We start from the raw sequence: 25,773 nt of genomic DNA, 5'->3' as shown, positions 1-25,773 counted from the left end.
GTGGTAAATAACATGTCAATAGAGGATAAAAAAATGGGTTTAAATTTTAGTTCTACTGTTCGTAAAGCGCTTATGGGTGTAATATTTTCTGTGATGCTTATTCCTGCTTTAGTTTCGGCATCGACGGAATACAAAGGTACAGAAACAGTTAATATCAATAAAGCTAATGCATCAACATTAGCTGCTTATTTGAAAGGTGTGGGGCCAACTAAAGCGGAAGCGATTGTTAAATACCGTAAATCTAATGGTAGTTTTAAAAAAATTGATGATTTAAAAAATGTCCCAGGAATTGGTGAAGAAACCTATAAAGATATGAAGAAGAACGTATCTACTTCACGAGGTAAAAGCGTTGCTCCTGATGGTTATAAAATGGGTAAAGCAAATAGCTCTTCATCAAAAAAGAAAACAACAAAGAAGTCATCAAGCTCTTCTAGCTCAAAAACGTCATCTACTTCTTCTAAAAACAAGTCTTCAAAAATAGCAGAAACGGATAAGAAAGCTTCTACTAAGAAAAAGTCTTCAAAGAAATCATCAACAAGTAAAAAGACTGACTCTAAAAAGGCAACTCCTAAGAAGAAAACTACCAGTAAGAAAACGTCTACTAAGACAAAAACAACTAAAAAGAAACCAACTAAGAAGAAAACTACTAAAAAGAAAACAACTAAAGATAAAAAGTAGTTAATTACTTAAGACGAGCTCTCCAGGGTTTAATATTTTGACCTTGCAGGCCGTCGGTTAATAAGTACGGAATAGCCAGTTTCTTTCGAGAAAACTGGCTATTTTTTATACAGAAAGGTAATCTTCTTTTAAATTCATACAAACAGATTAAAATAATTAGATGAATATATTAGTTACCGGTGGCGCCGGATATATAGGTTCACACACATGTATAGAACTGCTCGCAGCAGGATATACCCCCATAGTTTTTGATAATTTATGCAATAGTTCAACGGTTTCTCTTGATAGAGTTAAAGAAATTACCGGACAAACGATCACTTTTATAGAAGGTGATATCAGAGATTCTGACCTTCTTGATCAAGTTTTTCAGAAACACGATATCTATGGTGTGATTCATTTTGCAGGCTTGAAAGCAGTAGGTGAATCCGTAGAAAAGCCATTAATGTATTACGATAACAATATAGCTGGAAGCATAAGCCTTTTTAGTGCAATGAATCGCAATAATGTGAAGCGTGTTATTTTTAGCTCATCTGCCACTGTGTATGGTGACCCTGAAACAGTCCCGATACTCGAGAGTTTTCCAGTAAGTGCTACCAATCCTTATGGACGTTCCAAACTTCATATAGAAGAGATATTGCGGGATATATTTATTTCCGATAAAAGCTGGAATATCGCTTTGCTACGTTATTTTAATCCTGTCGGTGCTCATCCTAGTGGTTTGATAGGTGAAGATCCGAATGATATACCAAATAATCTGATGCCTTATGTCTCTGGAGTTGCAGTAGGGCGTTACGAGCAACTTTCCGTTTTTGGTGGAGATTATGCTACACCAGATGGCACCGGTGTTAGAGACTATATTCATGTGGTTGATCTGGCGAAAGGCCACGTAAAGGCATTACAAGCCTTTGAGAATAGTAACGTAGATAACCTTTACACTGTCAACCTTGGAACTGGTAAGGGTTATTCTGTATTAGAAATGGTTGAAGCATTTTCACATGCCTCTGGTAAAAAAGTGGCATATAGAATTGTCGAGAGAAGATCGGGTGATATTGCATGTTGTTACGCAGACCCAACCCTTGCCAAGCAATTGCTAGATTGGGAGGCAACCTGTGGTATTCAAGAAATGTGTGATGATACCTGGCGTTGGCAAAGTAATAACCCAATGGGCTACAAAACAAATAACAAAACTAAAGAAGCAATAGCTTAATTGCAATTGGTTAAAGAGGATATTCAGTGAAAAACAAAACTTTATCAGCATTACTACCTTTATTAGTACTCACAGCATGTACTAGTTCAAGTCCTTATGTGCCCACACCTGCAGAAACAACTGCAGCAGCAAATTCAGTTGATGCATTGAATGCACAGTCTGGTTCTTATGCTGCCACAGCACCTGCTACAAGTAATTACAGTAATAATCGTGCACCAAGCTACAAACGAGTTCCTACGGCTTCAGATAGAATTTCAACGGAAGACAAACTTGATGTAAATGTATTTAAAGTGCCTGATTTATCAGCAAGAGATTTGACCGTAGAAGCCAGTGGAGCTATTTCGTTACCATTAGTTGGTACTGTTCAAGTGGCCGGATTGACGATAGCTCAGGCAGAACAAAAAATCACACAACGACTAAAAGAGTTCATGCAAGACCCTCAGGTGAGCATCAGTAGAACCAATAAAGCGATTGAAAATCGTGTCACTGTTGAAGGCGCTGTAAAGTCTCCTGGTGTATTTCCTATCAAAGGTAATATGAGTTTCTTACAAGCAATAGCGCTTGCGCAAGGGCTAACTGAGGTTGGTGATTCACGTGGTGTTTTCTTTTATAGAGATGGAACACGTCATCTGGTAAATCTTGATTTAGTCAGAAATGGCACAATCGCTGATCCGGGTCTTCGCGGAGATGATCGAATAGTGGTTATGCAAGACAGTGCAAAAGTAAGAGAAAAGAAAGTTCTGGAATACTTGCCAGCTGTGACAGCGCCATTTTCTATCTTAGGTCTTTAAGTAGTCCTGTAATAATTTGTTTAAATCTATTGGTGTCATTCCCAATAGATTTAAAATTGATCATTATCTAAAAAAGCCCCTCAAAGTAGGGGGGTGACTTACAAAGTATTTCTACGACTATTCAACAACTATTCTAAATTTAAGACTGAAATTAGGTCCTGTAGTAGCGCTTTTAGCAGCAAAACTTCCATTCATAGCCGCTTCTAGTTTGGCGACATTGCTGTTAGCTCCATCGGAATCAGGCGATGAGGCAATAACAGTATTTGAGTTATCTAAATAAGTAACAGTTCCTAAGCTTAAGCCGCTTGAAGGCGAGCCATTAACAAAATAGGGGGCTCTACAGTTTCCAGTATTGCTTACGCATAGTTTAGTGTTTGCAGGAATGATGTCTGATAATTTAATGGAGTTGTTATCGGCGGCCGAAGGTCCATCGTTTGTGGCTGTAATGCTGTATTCAAGTACACTGCCCGGTATCGCTTTAGGATTACTCGCGCCATTATATGGGTCGTAAATTGTCGTTACTGTTTTCGTTAAGCTTATTTCCGGCGCTAAATTATTGTTCATGCCCTGACTATTAATATTCGCGGAAGAGTCAGTATCGGATGTAATAATATAGCTAGGACATCCGCTCGCATCCCCACTGCTTGTTAGTTCCCAGCACGCACTGGTATTAGAATCAACGCCATTTGGCGTCAGGCTTATAGATTGACCCAACGCAGCACCATCTAATCTCGCATTATCAACACTATTCCAGGATACTGTGACCCCATTGTTACTGACAGGTACAGGATCAACACCTGAGGCAGTTCCATAAGAAACATAATCCACTGGAATTACATTATGCGTTCCAGATCCTACAAGTGTTGTTGCATCACTATCAGAAGGTTTTAACAAGACTACGTCATCGGCTGTATTATTCAAAGGTGTTGATGTGCTGCCAGTATATACATGATGCACTCCCCCAGAACTACTGGGAGTACCTGTATTGGAATGAAGGATAACGTAATCTCCAGTATTGACGGTGATATCTGGTAAACGGTAATTTTGTCCTGTTCCATCCTGACTACTGACTAAATAATTAAGAATACTGCCACCACTTAATACAGTAAATTCTATGAATTCTCTTAAAACTGTTCCATTTTGACGGTATAGAATTTCATTTATTCTAAGATCAGCGTACGTTTTATTGATAGGTTCCATTGCCCAGTAGGCTACTTGTTCATTTGTATGAGTTCTTGATTTATCTCCTGTGACTGTTTCCTCTTCAACCGCAAGTCCTAATTGTGTGGATACTGGCGAACTACCGTAGAGAACAGCCCAGCTTCCGTTTCCGCCGTCTTCCGCTGACTGAGTAGCCGTTGCGTAAGTATAATTCTGTCCAAGATTATAATTATAAGGTGGTGTATTTTTAGTACCTGCGACAGTATCGGTGCCTAGAGCAATTTTCACATAGGAACTAGCTTGAATATACTCGCCTTCTTCAGCAATGAAATATCCTAAAATCTCAGTAGTTGGGGAAGTAGGTGTCGTTTGCCCCGTATGTTTGCCCACACAAATAGCAGAATTACTTGGAGGAGTTGAGCGGCTTGCACAGTTATTACTCCAGAAAACAGAAAAATTAGGATTGTTGTAACTCATCACCTGTCCAGTAACGACTGGCTTAGTATAGTTTTGCACTTTATATGGGCTAGAAGACACATTAACCATTTGTGTAGCATTCCAGTTACTTCCATAATTTGTTAACGTTGAATTTACTGTATGTGCTTCATATTTAATCGGATAAGTATAAGAACCAGCTTGTGATATTGTGCAATATACCGCCGAAGCAGTAATTGCCGTTGAGTTTAAAGGCTGTTGAATTTTAACCTGAATGCTTGAGCCAATTACTTGAACCCTAACTGCAGCCTCGTTGCTGGCAGAAGAAGGAAGATTATAGGTGCAAGCGACAACAGGATTACTGTAAGAATTTGATAAAGCCAAGGTTTGCCATGCACTGCCCACGCTGGCAACTTTCACCATTTCCAGATAAGACGTAATGGGATAAGCGCTGGCTAAAAAAGGAGTAAGCGAGAATGCCAAGAAAAATAGTTTGCGATACATGACGTAGATGATTATTTTTATTTACTTCGATTATAAGTGAAGCAAACTGTATATAATCTTAACTAAATAAAAACTATGCAGACAGGAACTAAAACAGTCTGTAGAATGTCATAGTTACAGGGATGCTGAAAGTCATCCTATCATCATAGAGAATTTATTCTCAACCTTTGGGGGCGATTCTGGCTTCGACGTGGATCACGAAACCTAAGGAGCATGTAGTGCGTTTAGTGAGCACTTAAACACTATCTAAAAAACTTTAGTTGCCAATGATGACAACTACGCTCTAGCTGCTTAATAAGCATCACTAGACTCCTGACCTTTCCTCGCCTGTAGGGCAAGTGTTCGGGATCATTTATACGGGATCGCGGTGAAGTACGTCTGGGACGGAGCCGTTAAAACTTTTACCGGAATCGCTCTTTTCAATCCTGTCTAGTGGTTAGATAAGAGTTAAATTAATAGCTAGACTAAACATGTAGCGCCTTCAGATGGACTATTTGCGGACGCGGGTTCGATCCCCGCCGCCTCCACCAATTTAAAAACCCGAGCTTGTCTCGGGTTTTTTTATGTTTTAAAAAAAGTGCCCCAAAGTAGGGGGGTGTAAAAAATAAATAAGCATTTAAACAAAGTGAAACGTCACTTTATTAGGAGGTTTCTTGTTTGAAATTGCATTTTATAAAACCGCAGATATCTTATTATCAGTCTTTGTTGTATCACTGGTAAGAACTCCATTTAGTGAAGCATCTATGAGTGTCTCGAAATAAGTGGGTAATGGTTCTTCGATCATATTATCCAGTCTTAGCTGGATCATTCTTATGACGCCACCGAAGATTGTTGATGCGGCTACCCAGGAATTAATTTCTCTAAATTCTCCGCATTCCATTCCACTTTTGACTATTTCTCGAATTTTTATAAAGGGTAGGGTGTTACAAATTAGAGGTTCATCCGGGACAAATTCGGTGTGTTTTGCATGAAATATAAATGCCATAATATCGTAATGTGTTTCGGTGTATCCGCACAGTAACCTGATGATTTCTTCGCATTGTTTTTTGGGTGATTTATGTTCATTCATAACATCATCAACCAGCTCGTCCATTTCATTTAGTATATGTTTATACAAGGCTTTTGCGATGCCGTCTTTACCACCAAAGTGCTTGTAGATTGAACCAATACTGACATCCGCTTGCTTTTGAATTTCATGAACAGATACGTTGTGATAACCAGAGTTCACAAATAAATCCAACGCTGCAGTTAAAATTCTACAGTCAATTGGTTCCGGGTTTGGGGCTTCTCTTTTTAAATAGGGCATATGTAAGTTTATTCGCTATATCTATTTTAAAATTTGACAAAAATGAACATTCATTCTATTTTGTATTATAGCAACATTTTACAAATATTTTTTTGTAAGTTGCCAATAACAATAAAAATGAAGAATAACTTATCAGCTAAGGAGTGAGAAATGAAGAGGAATATTTTCGGACCAATCTGCAAGAATATAGCTAAAACGTTTACGATATCAACATTGTTATTGGGTGTGGGTGGAATAGTATCTACAACACAAGCCGATGAAACGTGTATGTCTCCCTATATGGCTAAAATCGTAGGGCAGGAAGATTTTGTTTATATCTGGACGCTTGGGGTTGAAGGTTTGGGGGATGGCCAAGACAAGCTGGTTACTGTTGATGTTAATCCTAATTCACCTAAATACGGAAAAGTTATCGAAACACTTTCAGTAGGTGGTCGAAATGAAGCACATCACTCTGGTTTAACTGATGACCGCAAATACCTTTGGGCAGGTGGTTTAGATACCAATAAAATCTTTGTATTTGATGTTCATACTGATCCTGCCAAACCAACTTTGAACAAGGTTATCACCGATTTTGTATCAGCCAGTGGTGGCGTTGTTGGGCCTCATACAACTTATGCATTACCAGGACGAATGATGGTTACCGGTTTATCAAATAATGCTGATCACGGTGGAAGAACGGCAATGGTGGAATACACCAATGAAGGTAAATATGTGGCAACTCACTGGATGCCAACGGATGAAAACCTCAATGGAGCGAAGAAATCTGGAAAGTACGCAGATGGTTATGGCTACGACTTACGTGCCTTACCTAGACGAAATGTAATGGTGACATCATCGTTTACTGGTTGGTCTAATTACATGATGGATCTCGGTAAAATGGTAAAAGATCCAGAAGCAATGAAACGTTTCGGAAATACCGTGGTTATTTGGGATTTGCATACCAGAAAGCCAAAGAAAGTTTTAGATGTTCCGGGTGCTCCTCTTGAAGTTCGTTGTGCATGGCAGCCAAATCATAACTGGTGTTTAACTACCACAGCTTTAACCTCAAAAATCTGGTTAATCTATGAAGATGATAAAGGTGAATGGCAAGCGAAGGATGTGGCAGATATTGGTGATGCGTCAAAAATTCCACTACCGGTAGATATCTCTCTGACATCAGATGATTCAGGTCTTTGGGTGAATACCTTTATGGACGGCAAGACACGTTATTTTGATCTTTCTAACATCAATGCGCCTAAGCAAACTTACGAGAAGCAAATCGACAAACAAGTGAATATGGCATCTTCTAGCTGGGATGGAAAACGAGTTTATTACACCTCTTCGTTGTTAGCTAACTGGGATAAGAAAGGGGATGATAATTCGCAGTATTTTAAAAGCTATGTCTGGAATGGAAAAGAGCTGGATGAGAAATTCAGTATCGATTTCAATGCCTTAAAATTAGGAAGAGCTCATCAGATGCGTTTTGGAGCTTATTCTTTATATAGCAAAAAGAAGCCAGAAATGAGCGAGGTAAAAAAAGTAGCCAGTATCACAAAGCAATAATGAGTTATTTAATAATAAGAAAATAAAGTCTTCTGGCTCCTCATAATCTGTGAGGTTTTTAGAATCAGTTTTGTCCATGTGGCAAAACTGATTCGATTTAATTACAGTATTCAAGGTGTTAGACAATGAAAGTATTTAGTGCGGGGGTAATTCTGTTTAGTTGTTTCCTTGCTATGTTTGAGATTAGTGCTGCATCGCTTGAGAATAATGCTACATCAAAAATAAATAATACAATTCCACTGGCTCCGGGTTACGGTTCTTTAGGCTATAAAATGGCCGCGGCAGGAAGCTATAAACTTCCACCATTAGGCAATGCGCCTGACGGTAAAATTCTGGATGAACAAGGTCGAGAAAATTCGTTACATGATATTTACGAGGGGAAATACACACTCTTAAGTTTTATCTACAGTAACTGTAAAGATGTGAATGGCTGTCCTTTGGCTTCTTATGTTTTTTATAAATTAAAAGCAGAAATGAAAACAGATCCTGTGCTTGCGAGTAAATTACGTTTAGCCAGCCTGAGTTTTGATCCAGAACACGATTCGCCCGAAGTAATGCGTCTATACGGAGCAAATTTCAAGTTTGCTGGTGATAAGGGAGAGTGGCGTTTTTTAACGACGTCCTCTTTGTCGGCGCTTGAACCAATCCTGCAAGATTATAATCAGGATATTCAACGTGAAATGAGCGTTAACGGTGAAGAAACTGGGGATATTTCGCATATATTAAGAGTGTTTCTGATCGACCCGAAATTAAAAATTCGTAATATATATAGTCTGGGTTTTTTACATCCTGATTTAATAATAACGGATATTAAAACACTGATTCTGGAAGATGATTCATACAAGATTGCGAGTAATGAAAATACAGAAAAAGATAATCACCTAGTTCCCATATTATCTGTTCCGGGTGATGACAAAAGCGGCTACGAAACAGGTGATTATGTCACCCGAAGTAAATCTATCAGCGCACGTCGCGGCGCCAAAGCAGATTTATTGGCATTAGCTAAAAACCCACCATTAGGTTTACCAGCAGTTCCAGAGCCAGAAACTAATCGATTAACCACAGAAAAAATAGAGCTAGGTCGTAGGTTGTTTTTTGATCGGAGATTATCGTTCAACGATACTTTTTCTTGCGCTATTTGCCATATCCCTGAGCAAGGGTTTGCCAATAATGAACTAGCGATGGCAATAGGCATTGAGGGTCGAAGTCATCGGCGTAATTCCCCCACTTTGTACAATGTCGCTTACAACACTAGTCTGTTCCACGATGGTCGTGAACAGACCTTGGAACAACAAATATGGGGGCCGTTATTAGCACATAATGAAATGTCTAATCCTTCGATTGGTCATGTCATCAATAAGATTAAACAAATGCCTGACTACAAAGGTTTGTTTGAAAAAGCATTTGATGGCGGTGGCGTGAATATGCGAAATCTAGGTCGTGCATTAGCTGATTATCAGAGAACATTGGTATCTGCAGACTCTTCCTTTGATCGTTGGTACTTTGGTAAACAAGAAGGCGCTTTAAGTAAAAAAGCACAACGCGGATTTCAGATTTTCACAGGGAAAGGCCGCTGCAGTAGCTGCCATACCATTAGTGAAGATCATGCTTTATTTACCGACAATAAATTGCATAACACCGGTATTGGTTACAACGAAGCGATGGGTATTAAACCGGTTACAGAACGGGTTGTTTTAGCCCCAGGTGTATTCGTTGAGGTTGATAGTGCGATACTGGATTCTGTCGGCGAAAAGAAAGCAGCTGATACGGGGTTATATGAAATAACACAAAACCCGGATGATCGCTGGAAATATAAAACGCCGAGCCTGCGAAATATTAGTTTAACCGCACCATATATGCACAATGGCTCATTACAGACACTCTATGATGTCGTCAGTTTTTACAATAAAGGCGGGGTGAAAAATAAACTGTTAGATCCGTTGATCACACCGTTGGGTTTATCAGAACAAGAACAGAGTGATTTGGTGTCATTCCTGAAAGCACTAACCGGAAGTAATGTCGATATGCTGGTGTCAGATGCTTTCGATGCACCCATTGGCGACCTTACTAATAGTGACCCGAATTGGGCGCACGATGGAGCAAATAATTAGTGAGGAGCATATTAAACAAACTTGGGTTTTCAGGACTTGTCATGCTTTTAAGTATGACTTTACAATCCGGCACTGGAATTGTTTATGCCAGTGAAACGACTCGTGTTGGTGGTGACTTTACGTTAACAGACCATGATGGAAAACCGTTTGAACTAAAGCAGTTACGTGGCAAGTTGGTATTGATTTTCTTTGGTTATACTTTTTGCCCCGATATTTGCCCAAGCGAGTTATCTTCATTAGCCAAGGTGTTAAGATCCCTCGGCGATGATGCTGATAATGTGAGCGCATTATTCATTTCGGTAGATCCAGAACGTGATACTCCCGATAAGTTGAAAAACTATGTTCCTTTTTTTAGCCCTGATTTAATTGGGCTTACAGGGAGTATTGATGAAATAAGTGCGGTTGCTGATGCGTATAAGGTACAAACCAAAATTCATTCAAAGAAAAAAGGGAGTGATTATTATCTGGTAGACCATTCGGCTAATTTATACGTTTTAGGCGCCGACGGTAAGTTATTAAATATCATACCTTTTGGACTACCGACAGATCATATTTTACGTGTGATAAAAAACGAAATTAACAAACTCTAAAGATTTTTTGTAATCTTTAGTCAAAACATACTATACATATTTTAAATTAGCATTTTAAAACGGAGAATTATTCAAATGAAATGTAAAGCAGCAGTAGCATGGGAACCAAAAAAGCCTCTAGTCATAGAGGAAGTAGAAGTAATGGGACCAAAAGAGGGCGAAGTTCTCCTTAAAGTCATCGCGTCTGGCGTATGTCATACCGATGCATTCACACTTTCTGGGGATGATCCTGAAGGTTCGTTTCCTTGTATTTTAGGACACGAAGGGGGTTGTGAAGTTGTTGAGTTAGGTCCCGGAGTTAAGAACCTGGAAGTCGGTGATCATGTAATTCCACTTTACATCGCTGAATGTGGTGATTGTGAATACTGTAATTCAACCAAGTCGAATTTATGTCAGACAATAGCACCAACTATCTGGACCGGTTATATGCCTGATGGTACACGTCGTTTCTCTCAGGGCGGTAAAGACATCTTCCATTACATGGGCTGTTCGACGTTTTCTGAGTACACGGTTGTTCCAGAAATCGCACTGGCAAAAATAAATAAAGCCGCACCTTTGGATAAGGCTTGTTTGTTAGGTTGTGGTGTTACAACAGGTATCGGCGCTGTGCTGAATACAGCTAAAGTTGAAGCAGGCTCTACCGTGGCAGTATTTGGACTGGGTGGTATTGGTTTATCGTGTATTCAAGGTGCGGTAATGGCGGGTGCTAAGCGTATCATCGGTATCGATATCAACCCTGATAAGTTCGAGTTCGCTAAACAATTAGGTTGTACTGATTTTGTAAACCCTAAAGATATTCCAGAAGGTGGCTTTGTAGAATATATGCAGGATACCTTTGATGGTGGCCCAGATTACTCATTCGAGTGTATTGGTAATGTCCACGTTATGCGTGATGCACTAGAGTGTACGCACATGGGTTGGGGTAAGTCAGTGGTAATTGGTGTAGCTGGCGCTGGTCAGGTCATTCAAACGCGTCCATTCAACCTGGTTGTTGGTCGTACCTGGATGGGAACGGCATTCGGTGGTGTAAAAGGCAGAACTGAACTTCCGGGTTATGTTGATCGTTACATGGCAGGAGAGATCGAGCTAGATAGTTTGGTTACTCACAAGATGCCATTAGAAGACATCAATAGAGCATTTGATTTAATGCATAGCGGCGAGAGTATTCGTTCTGTTATTGAGTTTTAATTCTAGTTCTAATTGAATTAAAAAAATGCCTCAAAGTAGGGGGGTGCCATTATTATTTATTGGCGTCCTCCTGGTTTATCTACATATGTAATAACAAAAGAATTAAGAAGGAAATAGAGTAAATATGTCTATTCAAGAAACTGAAAGTGTCAAAGAGTTTGGTGGTTTTTTAAAACGCTATACGCATCAATCATCAAGCTGTAACTGTGAAATGACTTTCTCGGTTTATTTACCACCATTAGCAGAAACAGAAAAAGTGCCAGCCGTTTACTGGTTATCAGGTTTAACCTGTACTGATGATAACTTTCGTACCAAAGCTGGCGCGCAACGTTACGCTTCTGAATTGGGCATAGCCTTAATTATTCCAGATACAAGTCCTCGTGGTGATGATGTTCCGGATGAAGAAGATCGTTATGATCTCGGTAAAGGTGCTGGTTTCTACGTTAATGCAACACAAGAGCCATGGTCTAAAAATTATCAGATGTACGATTATGTAACCAAAGAACTGGTCGAGTTAGCAGAACAAAACTTCCCGATTATTCCTGGCGTTCGTTCGATAACAGGGCATTCAATGGGTGGTCACGGCGCGTTAATCTGTGCGTTTAAAAATGCAGGAATGTATCAATCAGTATCCGCGTTTGCACCTATCTGTAATCCCGTAAATTGCGCTTGGGGTGAAGGCTGTTTTGGTGCGTATCTGGGGGATGATAAAAGTATCTGGAACGCATACGATGCAACCGAATTAGTGAAAAATGGCGCTGAAAAATTACCAGTGTTAATTGATAGTGGTCTGGATGATGAATTCCTTGCCGATCAATTATATCCTCAGAATTTACAAGCGGCGTGCGATGCGGCAGATTTTCCAATTACCTTGAGAATGCAGGATGGTTATGATCATAGCTATCATTTCATCTCTACATTTATTGGTGAACACTTAGCATTTCATGAGAAACAACTAAGAAGCTAATAGCGATACAGTTATTCTTACTGTGTAACGCATTCTCCAGAATCGGTTAATCATCTTGAGTTTAAGGTGGTTAATCGAACTATTATGTTCGCAATTAAAACATTCATGCGATTGTTTTTCGCTATAGTCGGCTATGATTGGAATCGTTATTAAATGATAATTTTTATTAGATTATTCGTAAGATAATAAGGGTAGATTTACTGATAAATTCGCTCGAATATTAGCGCACTTCAGAATTACCCTCCGACAGTTCACAATGTATATAAAACTAATTTAGCTTTGACAAAGGCAGAGATGTAGATGAAAAAGAGAAAAAATATTAAAAGAAGAGGACGTCCTTTATCTAACGAGGCGTTACTAGACGTTCAGACTCTTTTAAAAGACATGCCTTTGCAGCGTGATTTATTGATCGAGTATTTACACCTGATACAGGATAAGTATCAATGTTTAGCCGTTGAGCACCTGCATGCACTGGCTACCATATTAAAAATCAGCCAGACAGAAGTTTACGAAGTTGCGAGTTTTTATCATCACTTTGATATCGTCAAAGAAGGCGATCAAAAACCAGCAAGCCTAACGGTGCGCGTGTGTGATTCTATCAGTTGTGAATTAACGGGCGCTGAAGTTTTAATAGACACATTAGAATCTGCAATTGGTAAAAAAGTACGCGTACAACGAGTGCCCTGTGTGGGCCGTTGTGAGTCAGCACCTGTCGCAGTCGTCGGCACTAAACCTATTCAGTTTGCCACTTCAGAAAAAGTCATAGAGGATGTTGAAGCAGGTAATACCGCTGATATAGCGCCAGAAAATGCCATTCGTTATGAACAATACGTAAAAGACGGAGGCTATGAATTATATAAACGAGTCGTAGAGAAAGAGCATCACCACGAAGATATTCTATCTGCCAAAGACGACTCAGGTCTGCGTGGTTTGGGGGGGGCAGGATTTCCTGTCGGTCGTAAATGGCGCATTGTTAAGGAACAACCCGCACCGAGACTGATGGCAGTCAATATCGATGAAGGTGAGCCCGGTACGTTTAAGGATCGCTATTATTTAGAGCGTGATCCACATCGTTTTTTTGAAGGCATGTTAATTGCTTCTGAAGTCGTAGGCACAGCGGCCATCTACATTTATTTACGTGATGAATATGCAGGCTTACGAGAATTACTCGAACAAGAATTAGCCGTTATAAAAGACAAACTTCCAGACGTGCCGCCAATCTATTTACGCAGAGGTGCAGGTGCTTATATCTGTGGTGAAGAATCGGCAATGATCGAATCCATCGAAGGCAAACGAGGCATGCCACGCTTGCGTCCACCGTATCTTGCGGAAGTCGGTTTGTTTGGTCGCCCAACGCTTGAACACAATATGGAATCGCTTTACTGGGTTCGTGAAATTGTAGAAAAAGGGGCTGACTGGTTTACCTCACATGGTAAAAATGGTAGACAGGGATTGCGCTCTTTCTCGGTTAGCGGGCGTGTTAAAAACCCCGGTGTTTATCTGGCGCCAGCTGGCATCACATTACGTGAATTGGTCAATGAATATTGCGGTGGGATGCAGGATGGTCAGGAACTCTATGGCTACTTTCCCGGTGGTGCCTCAGGTGGGATTTTGCCCGAACGCATGGCTGACATTCCGTTAGATTTCGATACTTTAAATGAGCACGGTGCGTTTATCGGTTCTGCGGCGGTGATTGTATTATCAGATAAAGATTCAGCCCGTGATGCCGCAATCAATGCGATGAATTTCTTCAGACATGAATCTTGTGGGCAATGCACACCTTGCCGTGTCGGTACTGAGAAGGCTGTAAAACTAATGCAACAAGAAGAATGGGATACTGAGTTAATGGGGGAATTATCCACGGTAATGATGGATGCATCGATCTGTGGTCTAGGGCAAGCAGCACCTAATCCTATGAACAGTGTGATTAACTATTTCCCGAATGAAACCTCCAGTAAAACAAAAAAAGTGCCTGAAAGTGGGGGGGTGTCAAAATGAGTTCTGCTACTACAGCTACAACAACTACAAGCTCAAAAACAACTATCGAATTCGAACTCAACGGAAAAAGAATTACCGCGGATAAAGACGAAACTATCCTAAAAGCAGCCCAGCGCAACGGTGTTGAGATTCCAACCTTGTGTTACAAAGATGGTCTTGAAGAAGTCGGAAACTGTCGTGCTTGCATGGTTGAGATTGATGGAGAACGAGTTTTAGCGCCTTCATGCTGTCGTAATCCGAGTCAGGATATGAAGGTTTCAACAAATAATGAGCGTGCAGTAAAAGCGCAAAAAATGGTGTTGGAATTACTCAATGCCGATATGCCAGAAGAGCAATACAAACTGGATAACGAGTTACAGCACTGGTCAAAAAGGCTGGATGTACAAGCATCACGTTTTGAATCCCGCACTAAAGTTGAACATGACTTCTCACACCCGGCTATTGGTGTAAATCTTGATGCCTGTATTCACTGTACGCGTTGTTTACGCGCCTGTCGTGATGTGCAAGTGAATGATGTAATTGGTTTGGCAAAACGCGGCGGCGAAACAAAAATTGTCTTCGATGTCGATGATGCCATGGGTGAAAGTACCTGTGTTGGTTGTGGCGAATGTGTGCAAGCCTGTCCTACGGGTGCGTTAATGCCCGCTAACGGTGTCGGCATGATTGTGCCGGACAAGAAAGTCGATTCGGTCTGTCCTTATTGTGGTGTTGGCTGTTTGCTGACTTACAACGTCAAAGACAATAAAATTCTGCATGTCGAAGGCAGAAATGGAATCGCGAATAAAGGACGCTTGTGCGTCAAAGGTCGTTATGGCTTTGATTATATTCACAGTCCAGAACGACTTACGGTTCCTTTGATTCGTCGTGATGATGTTCCTAAAACAGCCTTACTGGATTTTGATCCTGGCAAGCCTTTTGAGATTTTCCGCGAAGCAACGTGGGATGAAGCACTCGATTTTGCCGCTGAAGGTTTAAAGAAAATCATCGCAAAAGACGGCAAATATGCACTCGCAGGATTGGGTTCCGCCAAGGGTAGTAACGAAGAAGCGTATATCTTCCAGAAGTTAATCCGCACCGGTTTTCAAACGAATAACGTCGATCATTGTACGCGTCTTTGTCATGCTTCTTCGGTGACTGCAATGCTGGAAGGTTTTGGTTCGGGGGCAGTTTCAAACCCAATGGCTGATGTGCAAAAAGCAGATGTGATTATCATTATCGGCGCTAATCCAACGGTAAACCATCCAGTGGGTGCGACGTGGATGAAGAACGCCATCAAGAATGGTACGAAGTTGATTTTAATGGATCCACGTGGTTCAGAGATGAAGCGACACGCTGCTCAGCATGTGCAATTCAAACCGTCATCTGACGTTGCATTACTCAATGCGATGATGCATGTAATTGTCACAGAAGGACTGACCGATAAAGAATTTATAGAAACGCGTACGGAAGATTTCCTAACACTAAAAGAACATCTACAGGATTATTCGCCAGAGGTGATGTCGCCTATATGTGGTGTTAGTGCAGAACAAATTCGTGATGTCGCACGCATGTATGCAAACGCAAACAACGCCATGATTCTATGGGGTATGGGTATCTCACAACACGTGCATGGCACCGATAATGCGCGTTGTTTGATTTCACTGTGTATGATCACAGGGCAAATTGGTCGAGACGGTACAGGCTTACATCCGTTACGCGGACAAAATAATGTGCAGGGCGCATCAGATGTTGGTTTGATTCCTATGGTATTCCCAGACTATCAGCCAGTGACACTCGAAGAAAATCAAGATCGCTTTAGAAAACTCTGGAATGTAGAAGCGCTCGATGACAAGCCGGGTATTACTACCGTCGAGATGATGAATGCTGCCTACGATGGCATCATCAAAGGGATGTATGTCGAAGGTGAGAATCCGGCTATGTCTGATCCTGATGTGTTACATGCGCGTGAGGCAATGGCAAAGTTAGAGCACTTTGTGGTGCAAGATTTGTTCCTGACAGAAACGGCATTCTATGCCGATGTTGTGCTTCCTGCTGCGGCAAATCCAGAAAAAACGGGGACTTATAGTAACTCTGATCGTGCTGTGCAAATGGGGCGTCAGGCTATCAATCCTCCAGGAGAAGCAAAACAGGACTGGTGGATTATCCAGGAAATAGCGAAGCGCCTGGGTCTGGATTGGAACTACCAGGGGCCGAAAGATATTTTCAATGAAATGCGACAGGCAATGGACTCTATCGCAGGTATTACCTGGGAACGTTTAGAAAACGAAAGTGTGACTTATCCGTGTGAAAATGAAGGGGATGCAGGTGAGCCCGTGATCTTCAAGAAAGATTTCCCCACAGTCAGTGGCAAAGTAAAACTAGTCCCTGCGGATATCGTATCTCCCGATGAGCAACCTGATGAAGAATACCCTTTTGTACTTATCACAGGTCGTCAATTAGAACATTGGCACACCGGCAGTATGACGCGCCGTGCAACCGTATTAGACAGCCTGGAACCAGAACCATGGATCTCGGTGAATATGAGTGATGCGTTGAAATTAGGTTTAGAGGATGGTGATATCCTCAAACTCGAAACCAGACGCGGTGAGCTTCAAGCGAAAATCAAGGTTAGCGATAATTCTCCGGTTGGTACTGTGTTTATGCCGTTTTGTTATTTCGAAGCAGCTGCTAATGTGCTGACCAATGCAGCCTTGGATCCTGCCGCGAAAATTGCAGAAGTGAAATATTGTGCGGTGAAATTATCGGCAGTTTGAATCTTACATTAACAAAGGAGAGTTTCTCAGTTAGTTTAAGCTAGCTTTTACCTTTGGTTTATTGATGATGTACCAAATGATTAAATACAGAGCTAAGCCTAACGCTGTGCTGGTTATGGCTGAAATTGCAACACTGGATGTAAAATCGTCTAGTACAAAAAATAGAATATAACCTAATGATATAATTGATGAAATAACGCTATAAATCATCAGATAATTGAAGAATCGTCTTCCTTTATCTTTATATTTAATGAGTAAAATCGAAATATAAAAAGCAAATAGGGTAGAGATTGCACCAATCACAAAAGTAACTAATGAATAGGTTTCTCCGTAAGGGAACATGCTCGCTTTTAACGTCTCGTCTGTAATTGCGAACATGGAGAAAATAAGCGACGCCATGCTAAGTAATCCTAAAATCGAAAAAATTAATAAAATAATTCCGATTACCTTAGGTGATTTAGGTCTGATGCTCAGGTCTCCGGCAGAGCCAGATACGTTTGATTGTGGTGGTTCATAAGGGTTGTTATTCATAAAGATGCCAGTTAGATAAGAAGATTTCAATGATGTTTATTATCAAATATTCTAATGGTAAAGGTCTGGCATAGATAGCCCTTTGTCAAAAAGAAAAACTCCTTATAAGTAGGGGGGTGACCTACTATCTATCTATTTACATTGATCTTACTGTATAGAGTTTCTTGTTAGAACATAGCTGAGCTCGACTTAGCTTTGAGCCACAGATTTACGGAAGCGCGCCAATGCAAAAAGAAAAAATACGGTACCTATGGCGAGTAATGCCAGGAAATAAGGCCAAACAACTTCCCAACCCGCGCCCCTATAAAGTATCGCCTGTGCAAATTTAACGAAGTGCGTGGTGGGCGCAACCAGCATAATGTTTTGCACGATATCAGGCATGCTCTCTCTGGGTGTGATACCGCCAGATAACATTTGTAGGGGCAGTAGAATCAAGATGATCAATAGACCAAGTTGAGGCATGGTTCGCGCTTGAGTTCCCAATAAAATACCCAAGGATGTTGTCGCAAATAGATGAATCGCTGCGCCGAATAAGAACAGGGCTGCTGAGCCGTGAATTGGCACATGCAAAAAGCCTTCAATCACCACAAACAGGGAGAAAGCCGCTGCGAGTAATATCACCAGGCCATTAGCCCAGATTTTGGCGACAACAATTTCAAATGGCGTGAGTGGCATTACCAATAGATGCTCCAGCGTACCGTGTTCACGTTCGCGAATGACCGCTGCGCCAGTTAGAATGATAGAAATCATGGTGATGACATTCATCAGCTCCATCACACTTCCAAACCAGACACTGGTCAGGTTCGGATTAAATTTAATTCTACTCGTTAGCTGAACAGGGTACACGTACGTCGCACGATAGCCTTTCACAAACTCGTTGATTTCAGTTCCAATGATATTTTGAATATATCCGTCGCCGATGAATGCCTGTGTCATTCGTGTAGCATCGATATTCACTTGTAAGTCGGGCTGCTTGCCTGCCAGAACATCACGCTCAAAGTAGGGCGGTATATTGATCACAAAAGTGTAACTACCATTATCCATCGCAGGGTCAACTTCAGGCAGTGAGATGATATCAGGCGTCTTAAAATAAGGACCGTAAAAAGCATTGATGATGCGTTTTGATAAAGGAGACTGGTCTTCATCCACGACTGCGATTGGGGCGTTATTCAACTCTTGAGAGGTAGCAGATGAAACGACATAAATTAAGCCGGTAAATGCAAAAGCAACAAATAATAACAATGCTTTATCGCGCCATAGACTGCGTAATTCCTTGATGCCAAGTTGTAGGATATTGCCACGATGTTTCATATCATCTGTCCTGACTACGTAGTGAGAAAACGCTAACAATTGTCAGCACAGGAATGAATGCAATCATCGGAAGAAAGTATTGAGAGAGGTCAGATAGACCAAGGGCTTTATTGAATGCACCACGACTTGCTTCAAGAAAGTAAGTGGTGGGGAACAATTTTCCAATAATGGCGCCAGCGCCTTCCAGTGATGCGACAGGATCAATCAGTCCACAGAAATTTACCGCTATCATTAATATGATGACAGCAGTTCCAGCTAGCGCCGAAATTTGTGTATTAGTAAAAGCTGAAATTAATAAGCCAATACCTGTGGTTGCTGTCACATAACACAGCGCAAGTAGACTTAAGGCGAAAAAGCTGCCTTTTAAAGGCACACCAAAGATAAAGATAGCGAGCATTACAAGACCAAAGAAACTCACCATACTGACTAAAATGTAAGGCAATTGTTTACCTATTAAAAATTCCAGTCTGGTAACGGGGGTAACATAAAGGTTGGTGATTGAACCGAGTTCCTTTTCACGAACCACACCCAAAGCCATTAAAATGGCGGGAATAAATACCAGTAACAAGGGTATGACTGCAGGTACCATTGCTTCTAGACTCTTAAAGTCCTGATTGTAGCGATACCGGGATTCTATATCAGCGGGAACCAGAGTGGGCACAATCCCATAAGTTCGTAATGACAAATCACTCAAATAAGCGAGGTGGTTGGCAGTAAGATAACTAGATATTGTTTCTGCTCTAAAAGGCATTGAACCATCAACCCTTACTGCTACTTCAGGTGCTCTACTGCGTTTTAATTGATGGCCAAAGTTAGGAGGAATTTCTACAGTAAAGCTGAGTTCACCGCTGCGCATTCTTCTATCGAGTTCATCGGAGTCTTTTATATCTGCTCTTTGAATGAAATAACGAGAACCGGATAAATTCTCAATATAGCTTTGACTTTCAGGTGTTTGGTCGTGATCCAGTACGGCGAAACTGAGATCTTCAACATCTAAGGTAATGCCATAACCAAGGATAAACATCAGGATGATAGAGCCAAGTAAAGCGAAAGTAAGACGAATAGGGTCACGCCATAACTCTAGTGTTTCCCGGTGTGCATAGCCAAATAAGCGCAAAAGGCTGAATGCTTTGGGTGGCTTAATGTCACTTTTCTGGATTGTGCTTGAAACGAGTGGTGAAGAATCCGTATTTTCTTTATCAAGCGCCTTGTCACTTTGTTCATCGTTATTTATGTCTTTTATATCAGCGTTTTGTTTATTCTTACTGGATACGGCGTTGTCATTTTTCTTGTTAGATTTAGACGATTTTGTTACCGCTTCTTCCAGATAAGCAATAAAAGCCTCTTCAAGAGTATCCGCATTACGTGACTCGCGTAATGCGGCAGGCGTATCACTGGCAAGTACTTTTCCCGCATGCATCAACGATATTCTGTCACACCGTGCTGCTTCATCCATGAAATGGGTAGAGATAAATATTGTCACACCTTGGTCGCGTGATAACTCGATTAGTAGCTCCCAAAAATTATCGCGTGCAACAGGGTCAACGCCTGATGTTGGTTCATCGAGTATCAAAATATCGGGGTCATGAACCACCGCAACCGCTAAAGAAAGTCGCTGACGGATACCTAAAGGTAACTCAGAAGGGTAGTCATCACTGTATTCACCAAGATTAAAACGTTCGGTTAATTGTTTGATGCGTGGTTTGATTTTATTCGGGGGTAAATGAAATAGGCGCGCATGAAGCATTAAGTTTTGCTGCACCGTTAATTCATTGTAAAGCGAGAATGCCTGCGACATATAACCCACGCGTTTGCGTGTTTCAATATTATTGGCATCTACCTTTTTACCGAATAACAAGGCTTCTCCGCTGGTTACAGGTTGTAAACCAGTCAACATTTTCATGGTAGTGGTTTTGCCGCAGCCGTTGGAACCGAGAAAACCGAATATTTCACCGCGCTCTATGTTTAGGCTGACTTTATCGACCGCAGTGAAATCACCAAAACGTTTCGTCAGATCGGTCGCAGTAATGGCGGCTTCTATTTTCCCATCAGCTTTTTCTCGTGGCGGAACAACCAATTGCTTATGGTCGTGACGCTTCTCTTCTGGAAGTAATGAAATAAAGGCTTCATCCAGAGTGTCCTGATTTGTTTGGGTTTTTAATGCTTCGGGCGCACCGGTGCCGATTACTTTTCCATCATCAATAGCGACTAAAAAGTCGAAGTTATTCGCTTCTTCCATGTAAGCCGTTGCGACCAAGACACTCATGTCTTTTTCACGACTACGAATGCGATCGATTAACTCCCAGAACTGACGTCTTGAGAGCGGATCGACCCCGGTAGTTGGCTCATCCAGAATGAGTAATTGTGGGTCATGAATCAATGCGCAACACAAACCGAGCTTCTGTTTCATCCCGCCTGATAGTTTATTCGCAGGGCGATCAGCAAAGGCTTCTAGTCCGGTACTTTCAAGTAAATCTGTAATCCGTTGTTTACGTTCTTTTCGGCTTTGACCAAACAGACGACCAAAGAAATCCACGTTTTCAAACACCGATAAAGTAGGGTAAAGGTTTTTACCCAAACCTTGCGGCATATAGGCAATACGAGGAGAAATAGTCGAACGAAAACGACTGCTTTTCATATTACCGTCTAGTACTTGTATCTCACCTGTCTGGATTTTTCGTGCACCCGCAATCAGCGCTAACAGTGTGGATTTTCCCACGCCATCAGGGCCGATTAAACCCACCATGCATCCGGCAGGTAAATCCAGGTTAATATCATCTAATGCATGATTCTCCGCATAACAATGCGTTAAGTTTTGAATTTTAACGGCATTGTTATCGGTGTCATTAACCTCGATAACAGATGTGTCCTCTGAATTCATTCAGGAAGTCTCAACTCTAATTTATCCGTCCATCCTTTTTCAGGATCGAGTGAAATATATGTAACGCCGGGCACACCTGTTTTTACTTTTTGGATATGCTTTTTAAGTAAGGCAGAATCAATTTTCACCTTAACGCGGAACATCAATTTGTCACGTTCAGCGCGAGTTTCCACAGAACGCGGGGTGAACTGTGCTTCCGCAGCAACAAAGGTTACTTTTGCGGGAATCGTGTATTGAGGAATAGCATCAATAATCATACGAGCTTCAGCGCCTATAGTGACTTTGCCAGCCTCGGCAGTAGGAAGAAAAATACTCATATAAACATCTGTTAAATCCAGAACTGTCATGACTTTACCACCACTGGCAAGGACTTCTCCGGGTTCTGCAAGTCGATAAAGTACACGACCTTTTATAGGCGCTTTAAGTGTGCTGTCATCAATATTCGCCTTTAATCTTTGAATGCGTGCTTCTGCAGCTTCTATGCCAGATGCAGATTGAACGACTTTGATATTGGCAGCTTTAAGTGCGGCATCGGCTGATTTAAAAGCAGTCCGTTTCTGGTCAACATTTTCTTGTGAGACATGACCTTTTTTCGACAATTCAAGGAATCGGCGTAATTCAGTCTGCGCATAAGTCAGTTCACTCTTATATTGCTCAACAATTGCTATCGCGTATTTACGTGCTTCAACAGCCTCTTTATAACTGGCATTTGCTTCGCGTAGTTGCGCATTAAGGTCATCAGTATCAATCACAGCAAGCGTTTGGCCAGCTTCTACCGTATCTCCCTCTTCAGCGAGAACCTTAGTTAAACGACCTGCAATTTTTGTGGCGATATCATATTCTGTCGCTTCGATACGTCCATTACCTGAAGCAATATAATCAGGCAATTCTTCAGTCGTTTTAATATGGCTTTTTACCTCATTAATGACTTCTGAGTAAGGTTCTAGTTTTTCCGGAATTTCATCCGATTTTAGAACTTGCCAGGCATACCATCCACCACCGGCGACTAATGCCAGAATGACCACGGTACTGATTGTTTTTAGTGTGGATTTAGTGCTCATAGGATAGGACCCCAGGAATAAAAATAAAAAGTGAAATAAAGAAATGAGTCATCATTTTGTTTAAAATTTGTTTAAAAAATTTTTTAAACAAATAACAATCAACATTAACCTAAAATATGGTAACCAGAATCGACGTATGCGATGTGACCCGTTAGAGATTTTGCTGAGTCGCTAATCATGCCAACAGCCACATCACCCACATCTTCGATGGTCACTTGTTGTTGAATAGGTGTGTGCTCAGCACTTGCATTAAGTAGAGCCTCAAAATGATCGATACCACTTGCTGCACGCGTTTTAATAGGGCCGGGTGATAAGGCGTGTACACGAATGCCTTTAGAGCCGAGATCACTGGCGAGGTAACGCACCGATGATTCCAACGCAGCTTTAACAGGCCCCATGATGTTGTAATTAGGAACCACTTTTTCAGATCCGTAATAGGTCATGGTCAACAATGTGCCGCCATCTGTCATAAGAGGTTCAGCAAGATGTGCCATACGAATAAAGGAATAGCAGGAAATATCCATCGCTATTTTAAATCCTTCACGAGAGCAATCGGTTACCCTGCCAAATAAATCATCCTTTGGACAAAATGCAATGCAATGTACCAGAAAATCTATTTTTCCCCATTTGTCCTTAGCATGCTGAAATAAGTTTTCCAGTTGTTCATCGTCGGTAACATCACACAGTACTAAATCAGGGTTACCTAGATCTGCTAATAATGGTTGAATATAAGGTTCAGACTTTTCAGTGCCGTAACCTAGTAGTAGTTCAGCACCTGTATTATGTATTTCTTTTGCGCAGCCATAAGCAATACTATTTTCGTTAGCAATGCCGACTACGATTCCTTTTTTACCTTTTAGTAAGGGGAGTGAGGCGTCCATTTTAAATAATTCCTTTGTACATGTGATAAGTGATAATTTTTTTAAGTGCAGTCTGCAGATTACGTCATCATTACGTATTTACCCGGGGCATCCATGAGGGGAGGGTATTCCGCATTTCCCATGGTTGGCGTTTCGGTTTTTTTAGATGAACGTTCACATAACCATTGTTCCCAAACTGGCCACCAGGAACCCTCTTGATAAGGTGTTTCCTGTTGCCATGTGTCTGGATCAATATAGGTTTCACCTTCATAGTGGGTCGCCACCTGAAATTTACGATGAGGATGACCAGGCTCACTAACGATACCGGCATTATGACCACCACTGGTGAGCACAAAAGTGACTTCATCAGCATCAGCCAATAGATTTATTTTGTAGACTGATTTCCACGGTGCGACGTGATCCTTAACCGTAGAAACCGCAAATATTGGAGTATGAATATCTTTGATGACCACAGGACGACCGCTTACTTGATAGCGTCCACTGGCAAGATCGTTATTTAAAAATAACTTACGGAGGTATTCAGAATGCATTCTATAAGGCATACGGGTAAGGTCTGTATTCCATGCCATTAAATCATTCATAGGACGGCGTTTACCCAGCATGTAATCGTGTACCATGCGTGACCAAACCAAATCATTTGAACGTAATATCTGGAAAGCCCCAGCCATTTGGTAGCCATCAAGATAGCCTTGTTCCTGCATCATATCTTCAAGATAAGATACTTCGCTTTCACCAATAAATAAGGTCAATTCCCCCGCTTCAGTAAAATCAACTTGTGTCGCTAAGGTTGTCATTGAGGCAAGACGATCATCACCATCGCGTGCCATTGCAGCCGCGGCAATAGAGAGCAATGTGCCACCCAGACAATAGCCAGTCGCATGTATCTTCTGATCGGGAATTATGGATGAAATAGCATCTAAAGCGGCCATAGGTCCCATGCGACGGTAATCTTCCAGATGCAATTCTCTGTCTTCAGAGCCTGGGTTGCGCCATGAAATCATGTACACGGTATGCCCTTTATCGACGAGGTATTTCACCATCGAATTTTCAGCGGATAGATCCAATATGTAATATTTCATTATCCACGCAGGTACGATCAAAATTGGCTCGGCATACACTTTTTTGGTAGTTGGCGTATATTGAATTAATTCAATTAAATGGTTCTGGTAAACCACTTTGCCGGGTGTGATCGCAAGGTTTTGTCCCACAGCGAAATTTTCAATACCAGCAGCAGGTTTGCCTGCAATTAATCTATCTGCATCTTCCAGTAGATTTTTTTCACCCTGAACAAGGTTTGCACCAAATGATGAAAAAGTTTCGCGTGTAATTTCAGGGTTCAACAAAGGGAAGTTAGAGGGCGCCCATTTATCCAGTATTTGTCTGGCGATAAATGAAATGACATTTTCACTCTTGTTGGACAAGCCATCAATATCTGTCGTAGCGTTGTGCCACCATTGCTGGTTCAACAAAAAAGATTGGTAATAAATATTATAAGGCCAGGACTGCCAGCCCTTATCCGTAAAGCGGTGATCCTGAGGTAGTGGCTTTATACAAGGCTCTAAATCAGGGTTTAACGCAGATTGAATAGAGTAACGTAACAGCTTGGCGCCTTTTTGAAACTCTTTTTCAGTGAGCTCTAATTGCTTTCCTGGTGACAGTGCCAGATGCGAAGCCCAATCAAAATAATCGCGTAAAAGCCCTGCAGGACTTAATCCAAAGGTGAATTTTGCAAGGTTAGCTTTAAATGCATGGTCAATAGCTTTGTATTGCGATACGGAATCCTGACAACTGTCACTGATCGCTTGTATCTCTTTATTAGGTTGATTCATTTGTTATTTACCTGCTGTTCTCGCTTTTAATCCCTTCTCTGTGTTGCT

At 41.3% G+C, this 25,773-nt stretch carries 18 protein-coding genes and 1 other RNA gene; 11 read left to right on the top strand and 8 right to left on the bottom strand.

Going from position 1 to position 25,773, the window contains the following annotated elements; translation table 11 throughout:
* Positions 1-12: 12 nt before the first annotated feature.
* From EV695_RS20495 to EV695_RS10665, 3 genes are all read left to right on the top strand, one after another.
* Positions 13-678 (top strand): helix-hairpin-helix domain-containing protein, encoded by a 666-nt coding sequence (locus EV695_RS20495; RefSeq protein WP_131905906.1) that lies wholly within the window; start codon positions 13-15, stop codon positions 676-678.
* Between the two features lie 160 nt (positions 679-838).
* Positions 839-1,885 (top strand): UDP-glucose 4-epimerase GalE, encoded by a 1,047-nt coding sequence (galE, locus tag EV695_RS10670; RefSeq protein WP_131905905.1) that lies wholly within the window; start codon positions 839-841, stop codon positions 1,883-1,885.
* A gap of 26 nt (positions 1,886-1,911) precedes the next feature.
* A complete protein-coding gene (locus tag EV695_RS10665) occupies positions 1,912-2,676 on the top strand; it encodes a polysaccharide biosynthesis/export family protein (RefSeq protein ID WP_131905904.1) in 765 nt (254 codons plus the stop codon).
* 117 nt (positions 2,677-2,793) lie between these two features.
* On the opposite strand, the gene EV695_RS10660 is transcribed toward EV695_RS10665, so the two are convergent.
* Positions 2,794-4,776, bottom strand: a complete 1,983-nt coding sequence (locus EV695_RS10660) for a lipoprotein TP_1001-related protein (protein WP_131905903.1) — start codon at positions 4,774-4,776, stop codon at positions 2,794-2,796.
* 169 nt (positions 4,777-4,945) lie between these two features.
* On the opposite strand from EV695_RS10660, the gene ssrA reads away from it, so the two are divergent.
* Positions 4,946-5,306: a transfer-messenger RNA gene (gene ssrA, locus EV695_RS10655) on the top strand.
* A 140-nt stretch (positions 5,307-5,446) separates the two neighbouring features.
* On the opposite strand, the gene EV695_RS10650 is transcribed toward ssrA, so the two are convergent.
* Entirely contained in the window at positions 5,447-6,082 is a 636-nt protein-coding gene (locus EV695_RS10650) for a TetR/AcrR family transcriptional regulator (protein ID WP_131905902.1), read from the bottom strand.
* Between the two features lie 150 nt (positions 6,083-6,232).
* Between EV695_RS10650 and mtoX the strand changes: the two genes are divergently transcribed.
* The 7 genes from mtoX to fdhF all read left to right on the top strand — a co-directional run bounded on the left by mtoX (position 6,233) and on the right by fdhF (position 17,231).
* Positions 6,233-7,624: a methanethiol oxidase gene (gene mtoX / locus EV695_RS10645; protein WP_131905901.1), complete on the top strand. Its 1,392-nt coding sequence runs from the start codon at positions 6,233-6,235 to the stop codon at positions 7,622-7,624.
* A 125-nt stretch (positions 7,625-7,749) separates the two neighbouring features.
* Positions 7,750-9,735: a cytochrome c peroxidase gene (locus EV695_RS10640; RefSeq protein WP_243651554.1), complete on the top strand. Its 1,986-nt coding sequence runs from the start codon at positions 7,750-7,752 to the stop codon at positions 9,733-9,735.
* Positions 9,736-9,776: 41 nt separating this feature from the next.
* On the top strand, positions 9,777-10,325 hold the full coding sequence (locus EV695_RS10635) for an SCO family protein (protein WP_131905900.1): 549 nt from the start codon (positions 9,777-9,779) through the stop codon (positions 10,323-10,325).
* Positions 10,326-10,400: 75 nt separating this feature from the next.
* On the top strand, positions 10,401-11,513 hold the full coding sequence (locus EV695_RS10630) for an S-(hydroxymethyl)glutathione dehydrogenase/class III alcohol dehydrogenase (RefSeq protein ID WP_131905899.1): 1,113 nt from the start codon (positions 10,401-10,403) through the stop codon (positions 11,511-11,513).
* A gap of 124 nt (positions 11,514-11,637) precedes the next feature.
* The gene (gene fghA / locus EV695_RS10625; RefSeq protein ID WP_131905898.1) at positions 11,638-12,480 is read left to right on the top strand and encodes an S-formylglutathione hydrolase; all 843 of its coding nucleotides are present in this window, start codon (positions 11,638-11,640) and stop codon (positions 12,478-12,480) included.
* Positions 12,481-12,780: 300 nt separating this feature from the next.
* Positions 12,781-14,478: an NAD(P)H-dependent oxidoreductase subunit E gene (locus EV695_RS10620; protein ID WP_131905897.1), complete on the top strand. Its 1,698-nt coding sequence runs from the start codon at positions 12,781-12,783 to the stop codon at positions 14,476-14,478.
* On the top strand, positions 14,475-17,231 hold the full coding sequence (fdhF, locus tag EV695_RS10615) for a formate dehydrogenase subunit alpha (RefSeq protein ID WP_131905896.1): 2,757 nt from the start codon (positions 14,475-14,477) through the stop codon (positions 17,229-17,231). Before EV695_RS10620 ends, fdhF begins: the two co-directional genes overlap by 4 nt.
* A 30-nt stretch (positions 17,232-17,261) precedes the next feature.
* On the opposite strand, the gene EV695_RS10610 is transcribed toward fdhF, so the two are convergent.
* From EV695_RS10610 to EV695_RS10585, 6 genes are all read right to left on the bottom strand, one after another.
* A complete protein-coding gene (locus tag EV695_RS10610; RefSeq protein WP_131905895.1) occupies positions 17,262-17,762 on the bottom strand; it encodes a hypothetical protein in 501 nt (166 codons plus the stop codon).
* A gap of 189 nt (positions 17,763-17,951) precedes the next feature.
* Positions 17,952-19,073, bottom strand: a complete 1,122-nt coding sequence (locus EV695_RS10605) for an ABC transporter permease (RefSeq protein ID WP_131905894.1) — start codon at positions 19,071-19,073, stop codon at positions 17,952-17,954.
* 1 nt (position 19,074) lies between these two features.
* A complete protein-coding gene (gene rbbA, locus EV695_RS10600; protein ID WP_131905893.1) occupies positions 19,075-21,954 on the bottom strand; it encodes a ribosome-associated ATPase/putative transporter RbbA in 2,880 nt (959 codons plus the stop codon).
* Positions 21,951-23,015, bottom strand: coding sequence for an HlyD family secretion protein (locus tag EV695_RS10595; RefSeq protein ID WP_131905892.1), 1,065 nt, complete (start codon positions 23,013-23,015; stop codon positions 21,951-21,953). Before EV695_RS10595 ends, rbbA begins: the two co-directional genes overlap by 4 nt.
* A gap of 104 nt (positions 23,016-23,119) precedes the next feature.
* Positions 23,120-23,896, bottom strand: coding sequence for an enoyl-ACP reductase FabI (gene fabI, locus EV695_RS10590; RefSeq protein WP_131905891.1), 777 nt, complete (start codon positions 23,894-23,896; stop codon positions 23,120-23,122).
* Between the two features lie 59 nt (positions 23,897-23,955).
* The gene (locus tag EV695_RS10585) at positions 23,956-25,725 is read right to left on the bottom strand and encodes a PHA/PHB synthase family protein (protein ID WP_131905890.1); all 1,770 of its coding nucleotides are present in this window, start codon (positions 25,723-25,725) and stop codon (positions 23,956-23,958) included.
* Positions 25,726-25,773: the final 48 nt, after the last annotated feature.

It is taken from the genome of Cocleimonas flava (assembly GCF_004339015.1).
GTDB classification, from domain to species: domain Bacteria; phylum Pseudomonadota; class Gammaproteobacteria; order Thiotrichales; family Thiotrichaceae; genus Cocleimonas; species Cocleimonas flava.
This window is presented reverse-complemented; position numbering and strand designations above follow the sequence as displayed.